The organism is Nostoc sp., assembly GCF_036919595.1.
Taxonomy (GTDB): domain Bacteria; phylum Cyanobacteriota; class Cyanobacteriia; order Cyanobacteriales; family Nostocaceae; genus Nostoc.
This window is the reverse complement of the sequence record NZ_JBALCO010000042.1, coordinates 24,220-46,148: the sequence shown is the minus strand read 5'-3', so window position 1 is coordinate 46,148 and position 21,929 is coordinate 24,220. Positions and strand designations below refer to the sequence as shown.

Genomic DNA, 21,929 nt, shown 5'->3' with positions numbered 1-21,929 from the left:
CGGTCGTCTTTTTTACTTATAAAATAAACTTAGCATATTGTCAGACATTCACTAACATCTTGATAAATTAAATATTAATTGACTGAAATGGGTGATTCACACCCGAAAATTCCCGAATCGGGAAAGAGCAAGTCACGCCAGGGGATACCTGCTCGGTAACAATATAAAACTGCTTCGATAAACAATCGATTGTCCTTTATCGGTAACTCCCACATCGCTCTCTCGCCCAGGTAGCAGGTCTTTGATTCTCTCCCACAGGTCATCTCGTAATGCGTATCGGCGTGTTATCGTTTTTTTGTTGTCTATTCTTCTTTAGCAGTTCTAATTTCAGTTTAAGTAATTGATGACACGCCCTAGCGCTGTTTTATTACTCTCGTTAGAGAATATTATAAGCCTTATTTTTTCATGCTTGGTTACAAGCAAAGATTTTTTTTGGTTGATAAAACAAGGCTTTGAACAAGATTCTAGGTCAGCATCTTCTTTCTCTTGGCAGAGACATAAAAGAGCGCTAGTTACGATATTTACCGTCTGTCGATGTTGTTTGAGTAATTTTTCAATAAAACTTAACGCGACTCAAAATTGCTTGGCTAGCAGTCTTTGAGAACTCTTCCCTTCAGCGTATGTCTCAACAATTTTCTGGCGTCAACTGTCGCGTCTTTAATTTTCAAGAGTGTTCTCATTGCAATAAGGGTTCCAGACCATAAAAGGTGCAAGTTATACTTTATACACGCGACAGCTTAGGTCAAGCGAGTATGCTTTTATTTCTACTGAAGGAAATACGATTGAGATATTCTCTATCTGTAACTCACTGGATCGGGAAACTCCATATGTAAATTTTTGTAACGATAATTAAACTTTTGATGCATTTTCTTATATTATATATTTGCAAGTTTTGTTAATCAGTAATTATGCGTAAATAAACAAAGAACTTTTAAGCAAGACTGAATTAGTCTAGCTAAACATGCTAAAGTTGGAATTCAATTAGGAATTACTAGCTGTCCAAGGTATTTATCGAGAAAGTCAAAAACGCTATGACTATTTCAATATTATCAAATCACTAACTTTTGCTCATGGATTAATACTTCTTACTTGTTTATTGTATAAACCAGTTGTTGATATTACATATCCCAGATTAATATTATCTTGGATGCTAAGTATATTATTTATACTGGAATATATGCTGCAAATATTACTCTTGAATATCTGCACAAGCAGAAAAAATAGTTTGTTCTTCTGTATTCATTATTTGTGAACTTTAAGATCATGAGCAGATTGCTTACTTTATAAAAAAAGAAAAGTATTATATTGTATTTGGAACGGCGAATGCTAATTCATTAGACAGATATCAACTTCAGCAAACCTTGAGTCAACTTAATCAATTAACTGTAACAAAAGTTTTTATACCTTGGAATGCTCTAAAAAATAGAATACTTTTCTGCTTGATAGTTTTGGGAGAAATAGTACTCGAGAAAACAGACCCTGGTTGAGGTGAGTAGCTCCACTATTAGTCGTGTACTGAAACGTTTGGGATTAACTCGAAAAAAACATTCCATGCCACTCAAAGGCAGATAAAGCGAGCTTAAAACTTACGAAGAAATTACAGGAAACAAATAACCACCCTGCTAATAGAGGATTTGGTATTTGTGGATGAAGTTGTAGTCAATTTAGGAATGACTCGTCAATTTAGACGGGCATTATCAGGACAAAGAGCTTATGGGACACGTCCTCAACAACGAGGTAAGAATGTGAGTCTTATAGCGATTATCGATTGCATGAGAACACCAGAATCCTTGCTGTCAAATCATTTAAGCAAAATTTTTGTATATCACTCAACTGCACATCCCTATATAAGTGCAATCGCATTGCGAGATGTTATTGCTTCGACAGCTATTCTGGGAGCAACAGTACCTTACTGAATATTTCGAGCCAGTAAGCAAGTATTATATAACTCTTAATTTCAGCAAATTAACTTCATAGTACACACGTTCGTATTTGAGCCAAATGTTTACTGCTATAAGTAATTCGCTCTCAATGATGGTCAATCGGTTAGCGCAAAGCATTACAGCCTTTGTATTAACCGCTGCTATCGCTAAGACTCTAGGAGTTGAGGCTTTAGGGCAGTATCTACTAGCGTATAGCTTCTACTATATGTTTATGGGCATTGCTTCACAAGGGCTAAAAGTATTGTTTACCAGAGAACTAGCCCGTGAACCAGAAAAAACACCTGTTTGTTTAATAAGTGGTAGCTGGTTGCAATTAATATTTAGTTTTTTCAGTTATGGGGCTTTGGTGATTGTAGTGTTTTTACTTCCCTATAGCTCTAAAACCTCGACTATTTGCTACATCATGGGCTTCACGATCATTCCTTTTGCACTTTCCAATATCACTGAGGCAATTTTTCAAGCTCAAGAAAAGATGCATCTGATTGCTATCGCTACAGTGCCAGTGTACATTGGACGCGTAATCATAATGATTTGGGCGATGCAACTGAAATATGGAATTGAATCTGTGGGGGCAATCCTATTTTTTTCAGAAACACTAATTCTGATAATTGAATGGATTTTTATCACACAGTCAGTCAAAATCCAATGGCAGATTGATAGAATTTTTGTATGGGATACAATTAAAAATGTACGGACATTTGTTGCTATTGAAGCAATGGCTGTAGTCAGTAGTAGAATGCAAATCTTAATTCTTTCATTGTTAGGAAATGAATTTTTAGTTGGTCTTTTTGGTGGAATAGGACAAGTGCTACAACCCTTTTTGATTATTGCCAACAGTATCAGTGTAGGAATGTTCCCGACACTCTCAAAAGCAGCAAATCAAGGACAGGAAAAGCAGCAGCAGATCGCTGAAAACTTTATTGAAATTATACTAACTATGGGATTACCCTTATTCCTTGGATTGTTATTTTTTGGTAAAGATTTACTGGTTTTTATCTATACCCCTAGTTTTGCTCAAGGAAGTTTAGCTCTGAGTATAACTGCTGTATCACTACTTTTATTGCCCTTCATACGCACACTGTGCAATCTACTTGTAGCCAATCATTTTGAGATAGTGAACCTGCGTGAAGTGTTTATTACAACTATATTAGCAAGCTTGGTAGGTGTGGCATTAGTTCCGCAATATCATTTACTAGGTGCAGCTATAATGACATTAGTAATGACTGTTCTTGGCTTTAGCCAGTATGTTTACTTTACTTATACTCTCTTATTTCCATTAAATTTTTGGCGAATTATTCGCCGTCCAGTTATAATCGGCACTTTGATGCTAGTTATATTTCTAATTTTAAAAAATATTAATTTAGACTTTTTCTTAACTTTGATTATTGCGACTTCCTTTTATATTTTATTTGTTGTTTTGATGAGTATTCATGTTTTAGGTGGAATTAATATTATCTGGGAAAAGTTTGTAAAAAAGGTAAAAAAGGGATGAAGTTTCAATGCTTGACCCTGCTTATAAAATAGCAATTTTGCAAAATATTAAAATAACTAAACTAATGAATATTGAATATCTTCAACCAGAAAAAAAAGCACCAAAAAATTAGTAACGGTAAATGAAACTAACCAAACTATTTAGGGTAAACGCATCTAAAGTATAAAAATCATTTTTCTGCATGAGTTCCAATCTTGAGCATCAAAGACTATTTTTTAATCAAGATTTTTATCCACCAGTAAGCATTTCAGAAATCACGTGCGTTTATCCTGACGGATAAATCCGCTGCTCACAATAAGGATAAAAAATCCCTGTTTTCCCTAAATAAACTTAGCAACTCTGAAACCGTAATTAATTACAAATTGCTAACTATTCGGTCACTATGACCTTATAAGCTAATGAGCATTTAAGTTGTATAAAAGCAGGGCTGAAGCCGCTTACTACAAGCAAATCATTATAGAGACACCACTAGTTGTAAGACTCTCTGGATGAGTTAAGCATAGCTTTGGGGTTGCGGTACTTTTTGCTTTAGCTTGCTCCACAGCTTGTTTAGTTACAGTAACTGAATCACCTGAAACTTTGCGTCCTACTCCTGCATGAATTTAAACTTCGTCTGAGCAAAATAACATTAAGGTGATTGAGTCCTGCTGAAACTCTAAGACGGAAGAAATTTCCCCATCTGTTGTTCCACCAATCAACTCAATCCCCGGAAAAGGCTGATGAATTTGCTGCAAAATGAGGGAATGTTCAAAGTCAATTGCAGCAAAAATAATCCCAGCTTTTGGTATATCTCCTGCAAGAGAATTGGTATATTGCTGAAGAACTTCTTCAACTGCTGATAGAGAATCTGGATCGTTACTGTGACCTACTACTGCTTTGAACATAAATTTACCTATTATATTGATGAACGTGATTTGCTATGATTTTTTAATGGGAAGCTTGATAATAAACTCTGAACCTTGTCCTATTGCTGAATTTACCTCTAGAGTTCCTCCATGTTTTTCGGCAATAATTTGACGGGCAATTGATAATCCTAATCCTGTACCTTTACCCACAGGCTTAGTGGTGAATAAATGGTCAAAGATTTTTTGTTGGACATCAGCAGACATTCCTATGCCATTATCTTTAATGCGAATCAAAATATGATTTTTGTTTTCATTGAGGGTAGTCTGAATCAAAACTTGGTTGGGATTTGCTTCAATTTCAATATAGGTGCGTCCTACATTAGACTCCTCTAAAGCATCAATAGCATTAGCTAACAAATTCATAAATACCTGATTTAATTGTCCGAGAAAGCATTCTAATTCTGGCAAATTATCGTAATCTCTAATTACTTGAATATCGGGTCGATCCTTAGATGCTTTTAAGCGGTATTTGAGGATCATGATTGTGCTGTCTATGCCATCATGAATGTTGCAAGAAACTTTGCGATCGCTATCTGCTCGAGAAAAGGTTCTCAGACTAGTACTAATGTTGCGAATACGCTGAACACCCTCTTTCATTGAGGAAATTAAATTAGGTAGATCAGAAAGCATATAATTCAAATCTATAGCTGCAATTTCCTCTTGAATTTCTGGAACCGGATTAGGATAGTGCTGCTGATAGAGATCAATGAGGTTAATCATGTCTTGGAAATATACTGAAGCGTGTCTGAGATTGCCATGAATGAAACCAACGGGATTATTAATTTCATGAGCAACTCCTGCTACTAATTGACCAAGAGCAGACATTTTTTCCGTCTGTACAAGCTGAAGTTGAGACTCTTGTAGGTCTTTTAATGCCCTAGACAACGCTGTTGTCCTTTCTGTAACTCGTTTTTCTAAAGTTTTTGTGAGATTTCGTAATTGAAGATGGGTTTTGATTCTAGCTAATAACTCTTCTTCATGAAAGGGTTTTGTAATGTAATCAACTGCCCCGATACTTAGACCCGTTACCTTACTATCTGTATCAGAATTGGCTGTCATAAAAATTACTGGAATATCACAAGTTGCTGAATTTTGTTTCAACTTTTTACAGGTTTCAAATCCATCTATTCCTGGCATGATTACATCTAATAAAATCAAATCAGGCAGTATAGATTCAGCCTGTTGAAGTGCTCTTTTACCATCCATCTCTGTAGCAACTTCAAAACCTACATTAGTCAATATCTCAAAGACAATTTCTAAATTTGTAGTAGTATCATCTACCACTAAAATTAAACTATCTTCTAGGACATTCGGCATTTTTATAACTTTCTTATAATTCATGTATTGAAATTAATTTAACTCCTTGTTACTTGTTCACTATTCACCCTGCGATCGCAGCTAAGTCACCTGTATTTTATTGGCAGACTGATTGATAAATTTCTAGTCTGACAATCCTATAGTTCCCAAAAACTCTGATAACAGCAACATTCTCACACTAAATTGCCCTATGCAACCACGGAGGCGATCGCTACAGTGACCCACGTTTAAAAACGTGGGATTAAAATGAACTATTACTATTAAATTTATCTGGTAAATCTTTGTTCTTGCTACTTTTGACCTGTGGACTAGCTATCAAGTTTTGATGCAAATTTTGGATGTAAAAGACTAAACAATAAAAAACCCTGCCGTTATCCTTAGCTTAAGAGCAAACTGCGGCAGGTTTAGTGGGTTTAGAACTGCTTTGCTAAACTGTCAACCTCTTCTCCTGCGAAGACGCTGCATAATCGGTAAATTCTAAATTCAAAAATAATTATAGAGGTGCAGATAATTGCTAGTACAGCATGGCGTCAATCCACTTACTATCTCAATTAACAATACTTGGAGCTTAATAAGTGGTAAAATCCCTTGTTAAAGGTAATCAAACTTCCGCCACAATGTACTAGTTATTTTTCCCTATTTTTGAATTTTGTTGTCAACCATGATTTGTCAAGATAAGTGTTTTTGAACTAACCATTTTTACCCGCTTTTAATGGGACACCCATTACTAGAGACGAGGTATTTTGGCTGTGATAATAATAACGAACACAAATGCTACTTGATTTTTTGTTTAATAAAAGTCACAACCTGAGTCAGCTGTTTCTTCAAACCATCAATTTCTGCTTGCATTTTGACAATTTTCTCGTTCAACGCATTAATTTCTGTGTCAGAGACTCCTCGATCGCTAGGAGTTGCGATCGCAGTATTTGCAGCAGTAGGAGTTGCGATCGCAGTATTTGCAGCAGTAGGAGTTGTGATCGTAGTATTTGCAGCAGTAGGAGTTGCGATCGCACTATTTACGACGCTAGGGGCTGCTACCATACCATTGGTGACACCAGAAGTTGTATTTGTGCCATTTTTGACAGCAATTCCTGCTGCTACTGGGACTAATTCGGGGCGTGGCTGTTTCGCCTTTGTCATAGCTAACTTAATCGCACTAATTAGTTGCTTCTGATCAAAAGGCTTGCCTAGAAATTCAAAATATTCAAAAGGTTCTGTGATTTTCTCGGTCACCTCTTCTTTGCGACCAGACATGATCACCAAAGGAATTTTTCTTAACTCCGGGTGGGCTTGAACTTGCTGGAAAACCTCCCAGCCACTCATTTTAGGCAACAGGAAATCTAGCATAATCAGGCTAAGTTTTTCCTGAAGGATGAAATTTAGTCCTTCCACACCGTCTTTTGCTTCCAGTACCTCAAAATTGCCCGGAGGCAACATTTCTCGTACTTTTACCCTGACAACTGTAGTGTCATCGATAACTAAAATCTTGTTGCTTGCCACGACTGTTTGCTCTAACAGAAACTTTAAGTGTAAATAGCGGTTTTGCTGATTGTCCTTGAGAATTCTCCCACTATATACAAAATTTCTATGAATTGGGGGATAGTATATTTCGGTATAAATGACATTGCTAGAGGTGTTTTGCAAAACTTTTGCTTGCGCTCTTTTCAATTTGTGTCATGGTGATGTTTAAGGCTTTAGCTTTGATCTAGGGCATAAGAGACATGAGGACATGAGCACACAAAGACATGGTGACTTCATTAAGAGCGTCCCCGCGTCTGGCGCTTCCTGCGTCTATTCTTATTTATCATTTGTTAATTGACATACCACTACTCTATATCCGCATCTTGCTTAGATGTCTATGATTTCGTCACAACAAGCCAAACTAAAGTCTGAAATTATGGCAATGCCTAGCTGGTTACGTCGCCCTATTGGCAAAGCCAGTGAAATCTCTACCGTACAACGCATTATTAAGCAGCGCCAAATTCACACGATTTGTGAAGAAGGACGCTGTCCCAACCGGGGAGAGTGCTATGCCCAAAAAACTGCAACTTTCTTACTAATGGGGCCTACTTGCACACGCTCTTGTGCTTTCTGTCAAGTAGATAAAGGTCATGCACCAATGCCTGTTGATTTAGAGGAACCCCAAAAGGTAGCACAGGCGGTGCAGCTTTTGGGATTGCGCTATGTGGTGCTGACTTCTGTAGCCCGTGATGACTTGCCCGATCAGGGCGCAGTCCACTTTGTGAAGACGATCGCGACTATCCGCCAGTTGAACCCAGAGACTCAAATTGAAGTGCTGACCCCAGATTTTTGGGGTGGTGCTGGTGTTGGGGAGTCAGGTCAACGCCAGCGGATAGCCATGATTGTAAAAGCCAAACCAGCTTGTTTCAATCACAATATCGAGACAGTGCGACGGTTAACTGGGCCAGTGCGCCGGGGAGCCAAGTATGATCGATCGCTTTTGGTATTGGCTGTGGTCAAAGAAATTGATCCGACAATTCCCACTAAATCAGGTTTGATGCTGGGACACGGAGAAACTACCGATGAAGTCGTCGAAGCAATGGCTGATCTAAGGGCTGTGGGGTGCGATCGCTTAACTATCGGACAGTATATGCGTCCTTCTCTAGAACATCTGCCAGTTCAAAAATATTGGACTCCAGAGGAATTCGAGCAACTCGGCAGATTAGCATGGGAAATGGGATTCAACCACGTTCGTTCTGGACCTCTGGTTCGCAGTTCCTATCATCCTGGAGAGGAGGGAGTAGGGAGTGGGGAGTAGGGAAAGAAGAGGCGGGGAGCAGGGAGCAGAGGGAAAAGAGGTAATTTTAATTCTCCCCTTGCCCCTAGCAAGAACTGCCCCTGTGCCTCTTCCCATGCCCAATTCCCAACTTCACACAAATATTCTTAAAGAATTTGGATATTTGGTACACCAGTTTGGTATTTCTTAAAAAGTCCTGACATTAGGAGAACCGCATTATGACTGCTAAAGCTAAGAATTCCCCAGTTGCCGACAGTGGAGCTAAACCTCCTTACGCCTTTCGCACAGGCTGGGCACTGTTATTGTTAGTTATCAATTTCTTGGTAGCAGCCTACTACTTCCACATTATTCAATAGTTAGAAGTGGAGTGGTGCTGCTCAAATCGTTCCTTTGAATAAACCTTTGGGACGAATGAGCAGCACCAAAATCATGATCAACAGTGCTACACCTTGTTTGTACTGTGAACCCAGCCAAGGGGTGCTGACTTCTTGGACGATACCAATGATAAAAGCTGCTGCGATCGCACCGTAAGGGTTGCCAATGCCACCAAGAATCACTGAGGCAAATAAAGGTAAAATTAAAAACCATCCCATATTCGGGCGCACGGCTGTAATTAACCCATACATACTGCCACCTAATGACGTAAGAGTGCCGGCAATTAGCCAGGTCCAGAAAATTACTCGGTCAACATTGATACCTGAAACCCTGGCTAAATCCAGATCGTCAGCAACTGCTCGCATCGCCTTACCAATTTTGGTATTTTGCAGCAGGTAATGCAGCGCCAAAATTGCTAGCACCGCCAACCCCAATACCAATAATTGATTTTGCGCTATCTTTAAACCCAAAATATCTAAAGCTGGGGTAACAGGTAAATCATAATTTTGGTTCTTGCCACCCCAAATAAAAATAATGCCATTGCGAAGAAATAAGGCAAGCCCGATAGAAATAATAATCAGCGTAGTGGAAGTAGCACGGATAGAGCGCATCTTTGACCAGAGTAACTTTTCCGATAACAGCATTGCTGCTACAGTTCCCGCCGCGGCCAGGATCATCGATAGCCAAATATTGACTCCAATAGTGTTTATCAGCCAGGTTAGATAGGCTCCCAAAGTTAGAAAGTCACCATGAGCAAAGTTAGATAGCCGTAAAATTCCATAGGTAAGAGTGAGTCCAACTGCGGCTAGAGCAATAATGCTCCCTACCGCAATCCCATTGACGATTAGTTGGGCGAATTGTGTATCCATAAGCCTTAAGTTGCTTTAAAAAATTTTAGGTCAGTGATTCATATAATAATTTTTTGGTCTAGCTGCTAAATTCGACATCGTTCGACATCATAAGTTATGGTTGATAACAACATAAGTTATGGTTTATAAATAAAAAAGAATTGTCCGCTAATATACAAAGAATCCTATTCGGATTTTTATGCGAAGCTAAACTTGTTCAGCGGTCTAGTTGACCATGCAGCAGTATTCAAGCTTACCAGACCAGAACTCACAGATAGATGCAAGGCCAAAACTTTTGACAATAATTCAGCAACTTTGCGCAAAGTTGTGGCTGGAGAGCAGCCTGAACCAGTTGCAAAGTTGCCTTAACAATTGCCTGCTTTCTACTTGTAACACTGTCCGATCGGCAGGAGCAGCAGAAGCAGAAATTTTTCAAACTGTGGTTCAAGAGATTAACATTGCTCTGGACAGCAGTAATGTGGCTTTCACACATTGTGCCGTAGGCATTGCTCTATTTCAAGGACAAGAAACTGTTGCCACAGTTTGCTATATTTCTTGTTCTCCATCACCAAACTCACAACCTCCATTTCTAGAAGTGCTAACAGCAGAGAGAAAGCTGCCGTTGAGGTTGCAAGAGGTTATAGAACTCGAAGATTTGCAGCAGCTTGAGAATCAACAACCACCGAGCGCTTGGCGGTTAGCTGATGATTCTGACAACCTCATGGGCTGGCTAATTATCGCCGCAGCGCCCCTAAGCTCTGATCGTGAGTCGCTTATAGAATTACAAGCGAAACTCAGATCACAATTGATGGCAAGGTCTGCCAAGCATTGTACTACAGCCTTGGTACAACTTAGACACATTTTATCTTGGCAGCAACGGTATCAACAGTTCAGTAACTCTAATCAAGAATTGGAGCGCACCAATCAACTCAAAAATCAGTTTCTGGCAAACACCAGCCACGAAATTCGCACACCGCTTGGTTCTATTATTGGGTTTACCCACCTGCTTTTAGCCCAAGGGTACCAACCAACCAAAGAACGTCAGCAAGAGTATTTAAATATCATTCAGTCTAGCGGCAAGCACTTGCTAGCTCTGATTAATGATATTTTGGATCTGTCTAAAATTGAAGCAAATCAGATGGAAGTGGTATGGGAAACGGTAGATGTACCACTGTTGTGTATCAATGTTTTGGCACTGGTAAAAGAGAAAGCCGCTAATAAGGGTTTGAGACTGTGCCTAGAACTTGAACCTGATATTACAACCCTAGTAGCCGACTCCTTACGACTCAAGCAAATGCTGTTGAATTTACTCTTTAACGCCCTAAAGTTTACTAGTAAAGGAAGTGTTGGCTTACAAGTTGCTCCCAAAGGTGTATTTGTGCATTTTACAGTTTGGGATACTGGCACTGGCATTTCCCAACAAGACCAGGCTCAACTGTTTGAACCCTATTTCCAAATTGCCAAGGCTGTTGCTGGTGGTGTTGAAGGTACAGGTTTGGGTTTAGCAGTGACTCGCAAACTTGCCGAAATTCATGGTGGTTCCGTAAAAGTGGAATCTGAAGTAGATCGCGGCTCCCGTTTTACCCTCATACTTCCCCTTAACCAAGAGGCGGGAGTGGGAGATGAGGGAGATGAGGGAGCAGAAGGAGCAGAGGGAGCAGGGGGAGCAGAAGGAGCAAAATACTCCTCATCTCCTTTGTTTTTCACCCCTAGTTCCTCTGTATACATTTTGCTGGTAGAAAATGACTTACCTAACGCTGATTTAATCCAAATTTATCTACATCAATTGGGATATCAGGTGACTTGGGTTAAGAATGCTGCCCAGATGTGGGAAGCTCTAACACAGTTAGACCCAGCAGTGATTTTAATGGATGTTTATCTGGCAGATGCAAATGGTCTTAACTTGGTACAGCAACTGCGAGAAAATCTGCAATATCGGACGATTCCGATAATTGTTCAAACAGCAATGGCGATGAAAGGCGATCGCGAAACTTGTCTAGCAGCTGGAGTAAATGACTATATTTCTAAACCGATTGATTTACCACTTTTAGCCAGTCTGGTGGCCAAGTACAGTAAACCGCCAATAGCAACTGAAGGGGAGATGGAGTAGAGAACATCTCAGTAAATATATTTATAAATTAGAAAGCACGGCTATACAAACGTAGGCGTTCGCGTAGCGTCTCGTAGTTTGCTTACCGTACTCCTACGGGGAAGCAAGCTACGCATAGCGTGGGTAATCCGTTTCCTAGACTCCAGGAATTTGAAACCCGCCTACGCGGGTTTTGTCTGTATAGCCGCGAATCTCATGACTCTGTTGGTGAATTCATGGAACCCACATTTTAGCCAGTGAGTTAGTACGAAATTTCAAGACTTTCTAAAGATTAAGCAAATTTACGTATAATAATGTAAGTTAGCACCAGATAGCAAGTCATGAATAATGCTGATCTTCAAGCAAGAGCAAAAGAAATTGAAAACCTAGTCGCCTCAAATGAACTGAATCAAGCAACAAAGCGATTAATGGATCTTGTAACAGACTTTTCCGATAGCAAAAGCCGTAAGCGAGACGTTATTAATATTCGAGCTTCATACACTGACTTAAATGACGAACAACGTCGTTTCGGAAAAACAGATGATATGAAGATTGAAATGAGGAAACTTAGAGAACAAATTTTGGAGTTTGCTGAATTAATTGTAGAGGAATATCAACTAATAAAGGAAGACATTCCTAACCGAGAAGATAGCGATTACTGTCAGCCAGAGCCTTTTACAGTTCCAACTGATATTGATGTTCTAGAAAAGGTGGATAAGATAGACGAAACTAAAACTGAATATGAATTGGATAAAGATAGGTTTATAAACGAGCGAAAATCAGTTATAAATTCTACTTATTCAACCGTATTTTAAGGTTATGGAATTTATAAGAGCTATAAAAGCAGTACTGTCAAATTTAAGCTGTCTAACATTGATATCAATTTAAAATTAGGTCAAATAACGGCTATTGTTGGTGAAAACGGAAATGGAAAAACAACTATTTTGAAAATAATAGCGGCAGAAGTGGCAACAAATGCAGGAAAAATAAGTTATCCATGTTTGTATTTAAATAGTAAACCAGATTTATATTATATTAAACAAAAAATCGCCTATATTCCTCAAGAATTACCAAAATGGTATGGTTGGCTGATAATCTACATTTTGCAGCATCGATTCATGGCATTACAGGACAAGATAATCAAGATATAGTGGATTTTACTATTAGTCGGTTGGGATTAGAGCAGTATAAAAAAGCGTCATGGAATGAAATATCTGGTGGTTTTAAAATGCGATTTGTACTAGCAAAGGCAATAATCTGTAATCCTAAACTAATTATTTTAGATGAACCTTTGGCAAATCTTGATATTAATACTCAAGCTCTTTTATTGAAAGATTTAATAGATTTTGCTCAGTCTAAAAAGAATCCTATATCAATTATTATTAGTTCACAAAATATATATGAAGTGGAGAACATTGCTGATAATATTATTTTTATTAAAAATGGACAAGCTAAATATAATGGCTTAGTTAAAAACTTGGGAGAAAATAGAAATAATAACTCTTATGAAATAAATTGCAATCTTTCAAAAAAAGAAATCACAGATTTTCTGAAAGAAGTGAATTTAAATTATGAAAGAGTTGAGCAAGCAGGAAATAACTTTATTATTCACACATATAAAAATGTAACTAATAATGACTTGCTAAGAGTTTTTATAGAAAACAATATTTCGTTGAAATACTTTAGAGATATTAGCCAATCTACTCGCAAATTATTTGAAAAGCAATTATGAGAAGAAAAATAATTGATAGAATTAAAAAATCGTTTGGCAAGATATTATTCCCTGATTTTCTGGATAGAATAGACAATTTCTGTTTGCTTCACCAACCAAGACTATGGACACTCAAACTACATTATGTCTTTTATTATGCACTGCTAATAAATATTTTTTTGTTTGGTTTTATTTTTACAATTCAAGTATATAATTTACCTACTTTTTTCAACGTAGTAATCCTTATTATTACTATTAGTGAAGTCATAGCGCTTGTTTATTGGTTATACAAGCAATCTATTTATAATATTGAAAAAGAATATGGTAATACTTATAAGAGTAATGGGTTTTTAGAGTTCCTTGGTTATATTGCTTGTGTAATGCTGATTCTATCAGCAACATCAATATTCTATTTATCAGTAGCCTTGAAAAGTCCCATAATTATTCCTCAAGCTAAGTTAAGCATTGATTTATTAATACTAAATTCAATTAATATTTATATAGATTCAAAAAATTCAAAGGATACATATTTGTCTTCTGCAAAAACTTTCAAATTAAATGAATATTTAAAAAATTTCATAGTTTATAATAATCAAGTTATACAAAAGCATATAAATGAGAGCATTTTTTCTAAAAAATATGATAATGAGCAAGAGAGAATAAAATGGATTTCAAATTTTAAAGAGCTAAAAGAAAAACAAGGTATTTCATCGAATCAATATTTGCAATATTTTTTGTTAAAAAATAAATTGCGAGATTCTTTAAAGGATACAATCAAGAACGAAAAAGATTTGATATTTCTAGAATATAATAATGACAATAATAGTATATATACATATTCTAGTTCTAATCCTTATCCTCTCCCTTACCCTTATGATGACAAAAGAATAAAAATATTTAAATATTTACTAAATAAAAATAAAGAGGATATTAAAAATAGTATTCTTCCAAATTTCTTAGAATTAATAGAAAAAGGCAATCCACAAAAAATTTTTGAGATAATAAAATATTACACGGGACAAAATATATCTAATCAGCAATCAGATACAGACATATATACTATAGGAAAAGCTCAAAAGAACGCCAATGATATTTATGAAATTTTTGACAATAATAATTTAATTATACGAATTTTATCAATTAACTATTATACTTTAGATTTAATTGTTCTCCTTTTGTTTTTATTTAAAAATACCTATTGGCTTGACTTTATATTCGCTTTGATTTATCTTTTTGTTATTGTAGTAATATTTACGTCTATTGCATCATGCTTCGACGATCTACCAACAGACATAAAAGTTATTTTTTCGTCTTTTTGCCAACTCTATTTTCTTCTTTTAAAACACTAAACTTTATAAAGCCAAATAAAGATTCACGGTTTAAGACACTTAATATTATAATTTTTCCCTTGGCATTAATTATTTGTGCTAATTTTACTCTATTAATTTTATACAATAAAAAAATACTTGTAAGTCAAGAAAGTAATTATATATTCAACTTAATGAAAAATGCAATTGTAAGTTTAATATATCTTCCGTTTATCCCTAGTATAAAAGGTCAGTTAACTAGACAATTATTTTTACCTAAAAATTAAACTATGAATAGTAAGTTTATTAGCATTAGAAACCTAATTCAATCAGGTGATTTACAAAATGCTATTTCACATATAACTGAAATCACTAATGCATATTCATCTCGCTATCGTAATGAAGTGATTTTACATACAGCTAATTTAAAGGAATTACTAGAAAATGAACGTAAAGGTATCCTCAGCATAGAAGAAATTAGACGTGAGAAGAATCGAATCGTGTATGCACTACTAAATTTAATTAACGAAATTGAGCAAGAAATTGCTACAAAAAAAGATAATCAAAATAAGATAGCTAATACTATAAATCAAGATAAAATTATTAAGATTATTTTTCTAGCTGCCAATCCTTTAAAGACTACTCATCTAAAATTAGATCAAGAGAGTCGCTCAATAGATCAAGCATTGCGTCAATCAGAATTCCGCGATAAATTTGAAGTTACCCAACATTGGGCTGTTCGTGTCAGTGAGTTACAGGAAATTTTATTACGTCATAAGCCTGATATCGTACATTTTAGTGGTCATGGAAGTCAATCGAGTGAAATTATTTTACAAGATAACTCTGATAACAGCCATCCTGTTTCAGTTAGAGCATTAAGTCAACTATTTTCTATATTAAAAGATAATATTCGGTGTGTTGTTATGAATGCCTGTTATTCTGAAGCACAAGCAAAAGCGATCGCACAACATATTGATAGCGTGGTTGGGATGTCTAAAGCAATTAAAGACGATTCAGCTATTAGTTTTGCAACCTCATTTTATCAAGCCTTGGGCTACGGGCGCGATGTAAAAACAGCCTTTGACTTAGGTTGTGTGCAAATCGATATGGAAAACTTAGACGAGCAACACACGCCACAACTACTCGCTTTAAAATGCAGCCCGACTACCATTTTTTTTAAAAACGATATTTGAATACTACAATCTATATTTTGATATCTTGCACCATTCTCAATAACTGTAGGATGGCACTGCCCACAATGTAAAAACAAGAGTTTGAGCGAACGGTAAGTAGTACCCACGCTACAAAAATTGTTTAGCCGCCTACAATAGTATTTGTTGGGTGCTATAGGGTTTCGGCAGGATTGGGAAATGATGCTGACAGAAAAATTTGAGCAATTAAGAGCCTTATTTATAGAAATGGAGCAGGCGTTGATTGCTTACTCAGGGGGCGTTGATAGCACTTTGGTTGCCAAAATTGCTTATGATGCGCTGGGCGATCGCGCTTTGGCTGTCACGGCTGTTTCTCCTTCGCTATTGCCAGAGGAGTTGGAAGATGCCAAAATTCAAGCTGCAACTATTGGGATTCCTCATAAAATTGTCCAGACTCACGAGATGGAAAATCCCAATTACACTTCTAACCCGGTCAACCGCTGTTATTTTTGCAAAAGTGAGTTGCACGACACTCTCAAACCTTTAGCTTTAGAGTTGGGTTATCCCTATGTGGTGGATGGGGTAAATGCCGATGATTTGCATGATTATCGCCCAGGAATTCAGGCAGCGAAAGAAAGAGGGGCGCGATCGCCTTTAGCAGAAGTGGGTGTTACCAAAGTTGAAATTCGGCAACTTTCGCAACAACTCGGTTTACCTTGGTGGGATAAACCTGCTCAACCTTGCCTCAGTTCTCGCTTTCCTTATGGTGAAGAGATTACTGTAGCTAAGTTACAACGAGTTGGTAGAGCAGAAATTTTCCTGCGAAAGCTAGGTTGGCAGAATTTGCGCGTGCGATCACAAGGGGATACAGCACGGATTGAATTACCAGCAGAACAAATTAAAGAGTTTGTGTTGACTAACGATTTACAGAAAGTAGTTTCGGCATTTCAGGATTTTGGATTTATCTACGTAACCCTGGATTTAGAAGGTTATCGCAGTGGTAAGTTGAATCAGGTTTTGAATCGGGAAGCCTTGAGCGTTAAATTATAAGATTTTGGTTCTATAGAGATAGAGTTTATTTTATTTACCTTCTAGAGACACTATAAAGCAACCGTTAATTCTCCAGGTATTATCTGGCTGTTTTTCCATTAAATATAAAGCTCTCAAGGGAACTCCATCAGGAGCAAGTAGCAACACTGGTTGAGTTATGTTTCCCTGGATGGTTGTTATCTTCTCAAAAAAGACAGAACGAGGACGGTATACTGCTGGGTAGCTTATCTTCACCATCTGCATAAAATTTTCTGGGGTTCCAAATTGCGCCTGAATTGCCGGACTGGCGAAGGCAAAAGCGCCTTGTGCATCATCCTTTTTAAAGGCTGCCAATTGGTGTTCAATTAGAGAACGGATGGTGATGGCATCGTTGTCGGTAACTTCCATAAAAATCTAAAATTGCGTAGGCGCAGCCCGTCGTAGACATCGCTCAATTTTCGCGCTGAGTAAGCTTGTATTCTATCTGCTGTAGTGCCGAGCGCCACACATCATAACCCTCTTGAGACAGGTGCAACCCATCTGTAGTCAACTCTGGGCGCAAATTGCCTTCTATATCCGTAAACCAGCTATAAATATTTAGATAATTAGCGCCTTCTTGTTTGGCAATCTGGGTTAGTTGTATATTAATGTGACGAATGCGGCTATTGGAAAGTTTTGCTAGGCGAGTAGGCAAAATTGATTGGACAATAATTTGAGCTTTTGGGTGAGTCTGCCGTAAACGACGAATAATCCGGCGATAATTACGCAAAATTGTGTCATCACTAGCGCCTTTTCGTAAGTCGTTAATCCCAGCCATGACGTAAATCATATCTGGCCGCGTTGCCGAAAATGCCCCCAATCTTTTTAAAACGCCACTGGAAGTATCTCCAGATATGCCTTGATTCAGCCACAATTTCCCAGCAGGTAGTTTTTCTCTAGGAAACCACATGCTCAAAGAATCACCCACTAAGATACTTAGATGATTTGCACCTTGACCTTGAGCGAGCGCTCTAGCTTCTAAAGCTAGTAAACTTTTCCAGTCATCATAAGTTAGTTGACGCTTCTTGATCGACTCCCACAATGATTGCAAATTATCACTATCCACGCGTGTATAAATCTGACCTGTTTTCAGAGCCGCCAATCTTTGGTAGTAAAGTTGATTACCAGATGTCAGTGAGATACCCGTTGCTTGGGCGCTGGGGTTAACTAATGATTCTGTTGGGACTGGTAATCCCTGACTACTCAGTTCTGGTAAGGAGAGATCAAAGCTCTTGATATTTTTCTCACCTGGTGTTGGCTGCGAACTTTTTAGGGGTTGGAACGTTTGGCCACTGAGTTCTGGTAAGGGTAGATCAACACTGGGGATGATTTGTCTACTTACTATTGTCTGCGAGCCTTGTTTTAAATCCCACAGGAATCCAGAATTTTCTGGCAGGACAATCGACAAATGTGGAAGAGCCGATGCTGGTATTGCTAATCCTGTTAACAAGCCTATTGCCAACAGATAAGGGTCCCTCATCGCTTTGTCTCTCCTCTACTCACTGCTTTTCCCTATGACAGCATTAGTTGCCTGTATTCAGGAAAATTTTACTTCGGTTAAGTATTATTCTTATTTACACTGTATAGTTCTGTAAAGCCTATTAACGAGATTATATTAGACAATTCACGATCTCTTTAAAGTATGGTTTTTTCGGTGGTATACAAATCTTATTTTTGAGGATACTTTTCCTGAAAGCACTATTTTCACAAGCCGACCATTTTTTATAACTAGTGGTCACAAATATTGCAAGTGGATGTAAACTCTGTCATTAGTGGATAATTTTTGATTATCTCAGGACAGAGTCTTTTGCTTTTTATGTTGCTACTATAGGAAATAACCATTTGATTTCAGGTTTCCATATCTCCGGAAATTGTGGCGATCGCATGATAGTTTGCTAAACTGCTAGGCGATGTCTGATCACAAAGCGCTTCTCGTCTACGCTTTTTAATTTCTCATATTAAATTGAGCGGTGCAAATGCATCAGTTATCAAATATTAAATTATTAAAGATTCCAGAATTAGCAGAAGAGAAAGCATGGAGACTAAAACAAGTTTATGACCGTTCTGGGGTAATTTACAGCACAGTTAGAAGTTATGCCCGTTGTTCAGGAATGACAACAGTTGACTTTACTGCTATCCCCAAATTAGCTCACACCTTTGATGTGACGATTGAAGACTTAGTGGAAATTCTAGAGGAATAGGCAAAAGTTTAACTGTTGAGGATGTTCATAAGCTAATGGGCATTTAAGTAGCATAAAACCCAGGCTGTAGCCGCTTACTACAAGCGAATCAGTCTGGAAAAATGAATGACGATTAGCTTATCATACGATGATCTGCCCTTAATGAGCAAGCAAAAGGTTAGTCCTACTGAGAGTTCGAGAACTTGCTCAAAAAAAGGTTAGACTCTCAAATTTGTTTGGGAGAATTCTGGAGTAATCTACAGCGCTGTTAAACACTATACACGTTACGCTGAGATGAAAAAAGTTAAATTTATTTTCATCCGAAAGTTGCCTCTTACCTTTGATGCGATGATTAAGGGTTTGATGCAGATTGTCCAGTAGTAGAAAAATTCACTGTATTTCTGTTGTAGTTATATATTTACATAATTAAAAATTTATGTTTACTCATTGAAGTATGAGTTTAAACACATTTAAATTAAGTTTTAACTATAGAAAATAACTTCATTGGAAGTGCTAAGATTTAGGCTGAATCATTAGTGTTTTCCTTTTCTTCCGTGGCTAGAGCTAGTACAGCGATTGGTGTCAGTCCCATTATTAAAGAGATTGTGCAAAAACAGGCACATTCAACACGTTTGACCCTGAAAGAAGTTATTCTCATGGGGATGTTAGCAATTGACAAACTAGATGATCAAGGTCGTCAAGAGCTTGCGGATCAAGTTCATCAAATGCAGGTGAATGGAGAAATTTGAGTAAGTAGTTATGATTTAAGAGTTATAAATTATATATTTTAACTCCTCAGTCCTAACTCTTTACTTAATTTACTTATTGGCTAAATCGATAACGACTTCCCGTTACATAATCTTCATTAATTTCAAAAGATATCCATCGGCATTGCAGAGTTTCAGCAACAAATCCGGTTGTGTTAGAACCTGCAAATGGATCTAAAACCATATCATCTTCATCAGTTAAGAATTTGATGAAGAACTCGGCGAACCCTTGAGGAAAATGTGCTGGATGGGGTCTAATTTCTGCTGCTTTGCAGCGTTGTAAATAAGCGCTATTAGATTCAGTATTAGCAATTTCTAGCGAATTTGGTGGAATTGCACCTTGGTTATCCTTGGAAAGCGCAAAGTTACGCAGAGGAATATATTAACTTTCGGCACGCTTTGCGATCGCGTAGCGTCTCCGACACATAACATATATTTGGGTTTTGAGTAATGCGTTCTTGCCAGTTTGTCATGGTTAGGCGATCGCTCTTTAGATTAGCCTGGTAATTAGATTGTGCTAAATATTTTCTCCACTGTAATTGTTTTTTCAAAATACAGGCAACCTCACCATAACCAGGATTTCCAGTTAGCCCTTGTAAATTATTATGCTCTATATCTTCAAGTGATCCAAGCTTACTTGTCCATTTACCAGTCGGTAATTGTCTCGCAACGCGGGTTGGTACTTTATTGTAATTAGTATATATAGCTATTTTTTGAAATCCCTCTTCTAAAACATCACCTTGACAGACTTCATAGCCAAGCATTTTATATACTTCTTGAAAGGCTTCAAGCGTTTCTTCTTTAGGAATACCTGGTGGCCAGTAGTATTGATGTTGAATATCTGGCCACCACCATGTTTCATCATCTTCTGCTGCCCAAGCAATACAGTTGTAATCAATTGTATCTGGACTGATAAGTTTGTATCCATAGACAGTGAGGTTAGGATAATCACGCTCAATTTTTTCTGTGACAAACTTAACCCAAGCGTTATTACCTACCACCTGTAACCTCTTTGCTTACCCCACTCTAGCCAAGCTTTAGTCATCTCCTTTACCTTTCCCCTATATTCTAGAGGAACAGGATCTTCTCTGCTGATGGATTTTAATGCCCAAAACCAGTGTCCAGATTTCTTTTCCAGTTCCCTAAGTAAAAGTGGGATTACAGGTTTTACCATACCAATAATTTGCTGGTATGCAGGGTGCATCGACATTTGGTTAGTAGATGATATCCCAAAAGTTTCTTCACGCCATTGCTTAACAAGCGCTGTAAAAGTAGTTTCTATTTCTGAGATTTGCAGTTCTTCCATATTGCTGCTGATCACTAAGTTAATTTTAGGCGAACGCTTTCTTTTTAACAGGACTTACGCAACTGTCACAAGTAATGGCGCGGCTACACCGCGCCGCGCACCAAACAACTAGGCGATAAACATGGGAACATCGGGACGTTTTAGTTGCTGAACTAAATAATTTGATAGCAATCCATACTTAAACAGTTTTTCTTCCAATAGCGATCACTCCTCATCAGAGAGAGATAGGATAACTTGCAACAATGATTCAACAAGTTTAGTGTTCATTTCGTATTTCGGTTTGTTTTACATACATTTTTTCTATTAATTCCCTTTCGTTTTTTCCTTTTGGTATCTGTATGAGACACAACGGCATATCGAGTTCTTGTTCATCTTCTTCATCAAGTGATTCAAATTGTGTGTATTCATCCTCCATTAAGGAGTAACGTGCTTCTTCTTCATTAGAAAATGTGTATTTAGAACCATCACAATCTAATATTTCAGCGGATAAATCATCGTAAGTTCTTAACCTTGCCCAATTTAAGTTAGGAAAAGTACACCACATCAGCCACCAATTTTCTTTGAGAATAGATTTTTGTTGGAATTGCATTTTATTTCCATTTATTTTTATAGTATCTTTAACTTTTATTACTGTAATTTTAAACTTAACTAATTGCACAAAAAATCCCCTACCTTTTGGCAGGGGATTTTTATTACTTATCTACAAAACTAG

Annotated in this window: 22 protein-coding genes and 3 pseudogenes; 14 read left to right on the top strand and 11 right to left on the bottom strand. The window is 37.4% G+C overall.

Annotated elements, in window-relative coordinates; all coding sequences use genetic code 11:
• Positions 1 to 128 precede the first annotated feature (128 nt).
• A pseudogene (locus V7K21_RS05655) lies at positions 129 to 288 on the bottom strand (transposase); the annotation flags it as partial.
• 1,355 nt (positions 289 to 1,643) lie between these two features.
• Between V7K21_RS05655 and V7K21_RS05650 the strand changes: the two are divergent.
• Together V7K21_RS05650 and V7K21_RS05645 are read left to right on the top strand one after the other, a co-directional pair.
• Positions 1,644 to 1,916 (top strand): hypothetical protein, encoded by a 273-nt coding sequence (locus V7K21_RS05650; RefSeq protein WP_335172323.1) that lies wholly within the window; start codon positions 1,644 to 1,646, stop codon positions 1,914 to 1,916.
• Between the two features lie 85 nt (positions 1,917 to 2,001).
• On the top strand, positions 2,002 to 3,435 hold the full coding sequence (locus tag V7K21_RS05645; protein ID WP_335172321.1) for an oligosaccharide flippase family protein: 1,434 nt from the start codon (positions 2,002 to 2,004) through the stop codon (positions 3,433 to 3,435).
• A 452-nt stretch (positions 3,436 to 3,887) separates the two neighbouring features.
• On the opposite strand, the pseudogene V7K21_RS05640 reads toward V7K21_RS05645, so the two are convergent.
• The 3 genes and pseudogenes from V7K21_RS05640 to V7K21_RS05630 all read right to left on the bottom strand — a co-directional run.
• Positions 3,888 to 4,319, bottom strand: a pseudogene (locus V7K21_RS05640) (FIST N-terminal domain-containing protein); the annotation flags it as partial.
• 33 nt (positions 4,320 to 4,352) lie between these two features.
• Entirely contained in the window at positions 4,353 to 5,657 is a 1,305-nt protein-coding gene (locus V7K21_RS05635) for a hybrid sensor histidine kinase/response regulator (RefSeq protein WP_335172319.1), read from the bottom strand.
• A 774-nt stretch (positions 5,658 to 6,431) separates the two neighbouring features.
• The gene (locus V7K21_RS05630) at positions 6,432 to 7,157 is read right to left on the bottom strand and encodes a response regulator (RefSeq protein WP_335172457.1); all 726 of its coding nucleotides are present in this window, start codon (positions 7,155 to 7,157) and stop codon (positions 6,432 to 6,434) included.
• 358 nt (positions 7,158 to 7,515) lie between these two features.
• Here V7K21_RS05630 and lipA point away from each other — a divergent pair, with 358 nt between their 5' ends.
• Genes lipA through V7K21_RS05615 form a run of 3 tightly spaced genes read left to right on the top strand, consistent with a single transcriptional unit; the run spans position 7,516 to position 8,771 of the window.
• A complete protein-coding gene (lipA, locus tag V7K21_RS05625; protein ID WP_335172317.1) occupies positions 7,516 to 8,436 on the top strand; it encodes a lipoyl synthase in 921 nt (306 codons plus the stop codon).
• Positions 8,426 to 8,605, top strand: a complete 180-nt coding sequence (locus V7K21_RS05620; protein WP_335172315.1) for a hypothetical protein — start codon at positions 8,426 to 8,428, stop codon at positions 8,603 to 8,605. Before lipA ends, V7K21_RS05620 begins: the two co-directional genes overlap by 11 nt.
• Positions 8,606 to 8,633: 28 nt before the next feature.
• Entirely contained in the window at positions 8,634 to 8,771 is a 138-nt protein-coding gene (locus V7K21_RS05615) for a photosystem I protein PsaX (RefSeq protein WP_335172313.1), read from the top strand.
• A gap of 21 nt (positions 8,772 to 8,792) precedes the next feature.
• Here the strand turns inward: V7K21_RS05615 and V7K21_RS05610 are convergent, their stop codons facing one another.
• Positions 8,793 to 9,659, bottom strand: a complete 867-nt coding sequence (locus tag V7K21_RS05610; RefSeq protein ID WP_335172311.1) for a branched-chain amino acid ABC transporter permease — start codon at positions 9,657 to 9,659, stop codon at positions 8,793 to 8,795.
• 214 nt (positions 9,660 to 9,873) lie between these two features.
• On the opposite strand from V7K21_RS05610, the gene hrmK reads away from it, so the two are divergent.
• The 7 genes from hrmK (at position 9,874) to larE (ending at position 16,946) form a co-directional block, all read left to right on the top strand.
• The gene (hrmK, locus tag V7K21_RS05605) at positions 9,874 to 11,748 is read left to right on the top strand and encodes a hybrid histidine kinase/response regulator HrmK (protein WP_335172309.1); all 1,875 of its coding nucleotides are present in this window, start codon (positions 9,874 to 9,876) and stop codon (positions 11,746 to 11,748) included.
• A 320-nt stretch (positions 11,749 to 12,068) separates the two neighbouring features.
• A complete protein-coding gene (locus tag V7K21_RS05600) occupies positions 12,069 to 12,542 on the top strand; it encodes a hypothetical protein (RefSeq protein ID WP_335172306.1) in 474 nt (157 codons plus the stop codon).
• A gap of 9 nt (positions 12,543 to 12,551) precedes the next feature.
• A complete protein-coding gene (locus V7K21_RS30605; protein ID WP_442948850.1) occupies positions 12,552 to 12,878 on the top strand; it encodes an ATP-binding cassette domain-containing protein in 327 nt (108 codons plus the stop codon).
• On the top strand, positions 12,803 to 13,459 hold the full coding sequence (locus V7K21_RS05595; RefSeq protein WP_335172304.1) for an ATP-binding cassette domain-containing protein: 657 nt from the start codon (positions 12,803 to 12,805) through the stop codon (positions 13,457 to 13,459). The genes V7K21_RS30605 and V7K21_RS05595 overlap by 76 nt, the downstream gene beginning before the upstream one ends.
• The gene (locus V7K21_RS05590) at positions 13,456 to 14,787 is read left to right on the top strand and encodes a hypothetical protein (RefSeq protein ID WP_335172302.1); all 1,332 of its coding nucleotides are present in this window, start codon (positions 13,456 to 13,458) and stop codon (positions 14,785 to 14,787) included. The genes V7K21_RS05595 and V7K21_RS05590 overlap by 4 nt, the downstream gene beginning before the upstream one ends.
• Positions 14,788 to 15,035: 248 nt before the next feature.
• Complete coding sequence (locus tag V7K21_RS05585) at positions 15,036 to 15,938, top strand: CHAT domain-containing protein (RefSeq protein WP_335172300.1); 903 nt, start codon at positions 15,036 to 15,038, stop codon at positions 15,936 to 15,938.
• A 180-nt stretch (positions 15,939 to 16,118) separates the two neighbouring features.
• Positions 16,119 to 16,946 (top strand): ATP-dependent sacrificial sulfur transferase LarE, encoded by an 828-nt coding sequence (larE, locus tag V7K21_RS05580; RefSeq protein WP_298919771.1) that lies wholly within the window; start codon positions 16,119 to 16,121, stop codon positions 16,944 to 16,946.
• Positions 16,947 to 16,976: 30 nt separating this feature from the next.
• On the opposite strand, the gene V7K21_RS05575 is transcribed toward larE, so the two are convergent.
• Both V7K21_RS05575 and V7K21_RS05570 read right to left on the bottom strand, forming a co-directional pair.
• Positions 16,977 to 17,333: a DUF4864 domain-containing protein gene (locus V7K21_RS05575; protein ID WP_335172298.1), complete on the bottom strand. Its 357-nt coding sequence runs from the start codon at positions 17,331 to 17,333 to the stop codon at positions 16,977 to 16,979.
• Between the two features lie 43 nt (positions 17,334 to 17,376).
• On the bottom strand, positions 17,377 to 18,444 hold the full coding sequence (locus tag V7K21_RS05570; protein ID WP_335172296.1) for an SGNH/GDSL hydrolase family protein: 1,068 nt from the start codon (positions 18,442 to 18,444) through the stop codon (positions 17,377 to 17,379).
• A 496-nt stretch (positions 18,445 to 18,940) separates the two neighbouring features.
• Between V7K21_RS05570 and V7K21_RS05565 the strand changes: the two genes are divergently transcribed.
• Both V7K21_RS05565 and V7K21_RS05560 read left to right on the top strand, forming a co-directional pair.
• Positions 18,941 to 19,165, top strand: coding sequence for a helix-turn-helix transcriptional regulator (locus tag V7K21_RS05565; RefSeq protein WP_335172294.1), 225 nt, complete (start codon positions 18,941 to 18,943; stop codon positions 19,163 to 19,165).
• 515 nt (positions 19,166 to 19,680) lie between these two features.
• Entirely contained in the window at positions 19,681 to 19,893 is a 213-nt protein-coding gene (locus V7K21_RS05560) for a hypothetical protein (protein ID WP_190728355.1), read from the top strand.
• A gap of 73 nt (positions 19,894 to 19,966) precedes the next feature.
• On the opposite strand, the pseudogene V7K21_RS05555 reads toward V7K21_RS05560, so the two are convergent.
• From V7K21_RS05555 to V7K21_RS05540, 4 genes and pseudogenes are all read right to left on the bottom strand, one after another.
• A pseudogene (locus tag V7K21_RS05555) lies at positions 19,967 to 20,263 on the bottom strand (DNA methyltransferase); the annotation flags it as partial.
• A 13-nt stretch (positions 20,264 to 20,276) separates the two neighbouring features.
• The gene (locus tag V7K21_RS05550) at positions 20,277 to 20,912 is read right to left on the bottom strand and encodes a DUF7689 domain-containing protein (RefSeq protein ID WP_335172292.1); all 636 of its coding nucleotides are present in this window, start codon (positions 20,910 to 20,912) and stop codon (positions 20,277 to 20,279) included.
• Positions 20,906 to 21,217, bottom strand: coding sequence for a hypothetical protein (locus V7K21_RS05545; RefSeq protein WP_335172290.1), 312 nt, complete (start codon positions 21,215 to 21,217; stop codon positions 20,906 to 20,908). Before V7K21_RS05545 ends, V7K21_RS05550 begins: the two co-directional genes overlap by 7 nt.
• 256 nt (positions 21,218 to 21,473) lie before the next feature.
• Complete coding sequence (locus tag V7K21_RS05540; RefSeq protein ID WP_335172288.1) at positions 21,474 to 21,875, bottom strand: hypothetical protein; 402 nt, start codon at positions 21,873 to 21,875, stop codon at positions 21,474 to 21,476.
• Positions 21,876 to 21,929 lie beyond the last annotated feature (54 nt).

Bases quoted from the DNA above. Each gene is read 5' to 3' on its own strand.
- V7K21_RS05610 (WP_335172311.1), bottom strand. From the start codon at position 9,659: ATGGATACACAATTCGCCCAACTAATCGTCAATGGGATTGCGGTAGGG.
- V7K21_RS05575 (WP_335172298.1), bottom strand. From the start codon at position 17,333: ATGGAAGTTACCGACAACGATGCCATCACCATCCGTTCTCTAATTGAA.
- V7K21_RS05595 (WP_335172304.1), top strand. From the start codon at position 12,803: ATGGTATGGTTGGCTGATAATCTACATTTTGCAGCATCGATTCATGGC.
- lipA (WP_335172317.1), top strand. From the start codon at position 7,516: ATGATTTCGTCACAACAAGCCAAACTAAAGTCTGAAATTATGGCAATG.
- V7K21_RS05545 (WP_335172290.1), bottom strand. From the start codon at position 21,217: ATGGAAGAACTGCAAATCTCAGAAATAGAAACTACTTTTACAGCGCTT.
- V7K21_RS05590 (WP_335172302.1), top strand. From the start codon at position 13,456: ATGAGAAGAAAAATAATTGATAGAATTAAAAAATCGTTTGGCAAGATA.
- V7K21_RS05645 (WP_335172321.1), top strand. From the start codon at position 2,002: ATGTTTACTGCTATAAGTAATTCGCTCTCAATGATGGTCAATCGGTTA.
- V7K21_RS05565 (WP_335172294.1), top strand. From the start codon at position 18,941: ATGCATCAGTTATCAAATATTAAATTATTAAAGATTCCAGAATTAGCA.
- V7K21_RS05570 (WP_335172296.1), bottom strand. From the start codon at position 18,444: ATGAGGGACCCTTATCTGTTGGCAATAGGCTTGTTAACAGGATTAGCA.
- hrmK (WP_335172309.1), top strand. From the start codon at position 9,874: ATGCAGCAGTATTCAAGCTTACCAGACCAGAACTCACAGATAGATGCA.
- V7K21_RS05635 (WP_335172319.1), bottom strand. From the start codon at position 5,657: ATGCCGAATGTCCTAGAAGATAGTTTAATTTTAGTGGTAGATGATACT.
- V7K21_RS05615 (WP_335172313.1), top strand. From the start codon at position 8,634: ATGACTGCTAAAGCTAAGAATTCCCCAGTTGCCGACAGTGGAGCTAAA.
- V7K21_RS05600 (WP_335172306.1), top strand. From the start codon at position 12,069: ATGAATAATGCTGATCTTCAAGCAAGAGCAAAAGAAATTGAAAACCTA.
- V7K21_RS05585 (WP_335172300.1), top strand. From the start codon at position 15,036: ATGAATAGTAAGTTTATTAGCATTAGAAACCTAATTCAATCAGGTGAT.
- larE (WP_298919771.1), top strand. From the start codon at position 16,119: ATGCTGACAGAAAAATTTGAGCAATTAAGAGCCTTATTTATAGAAATG.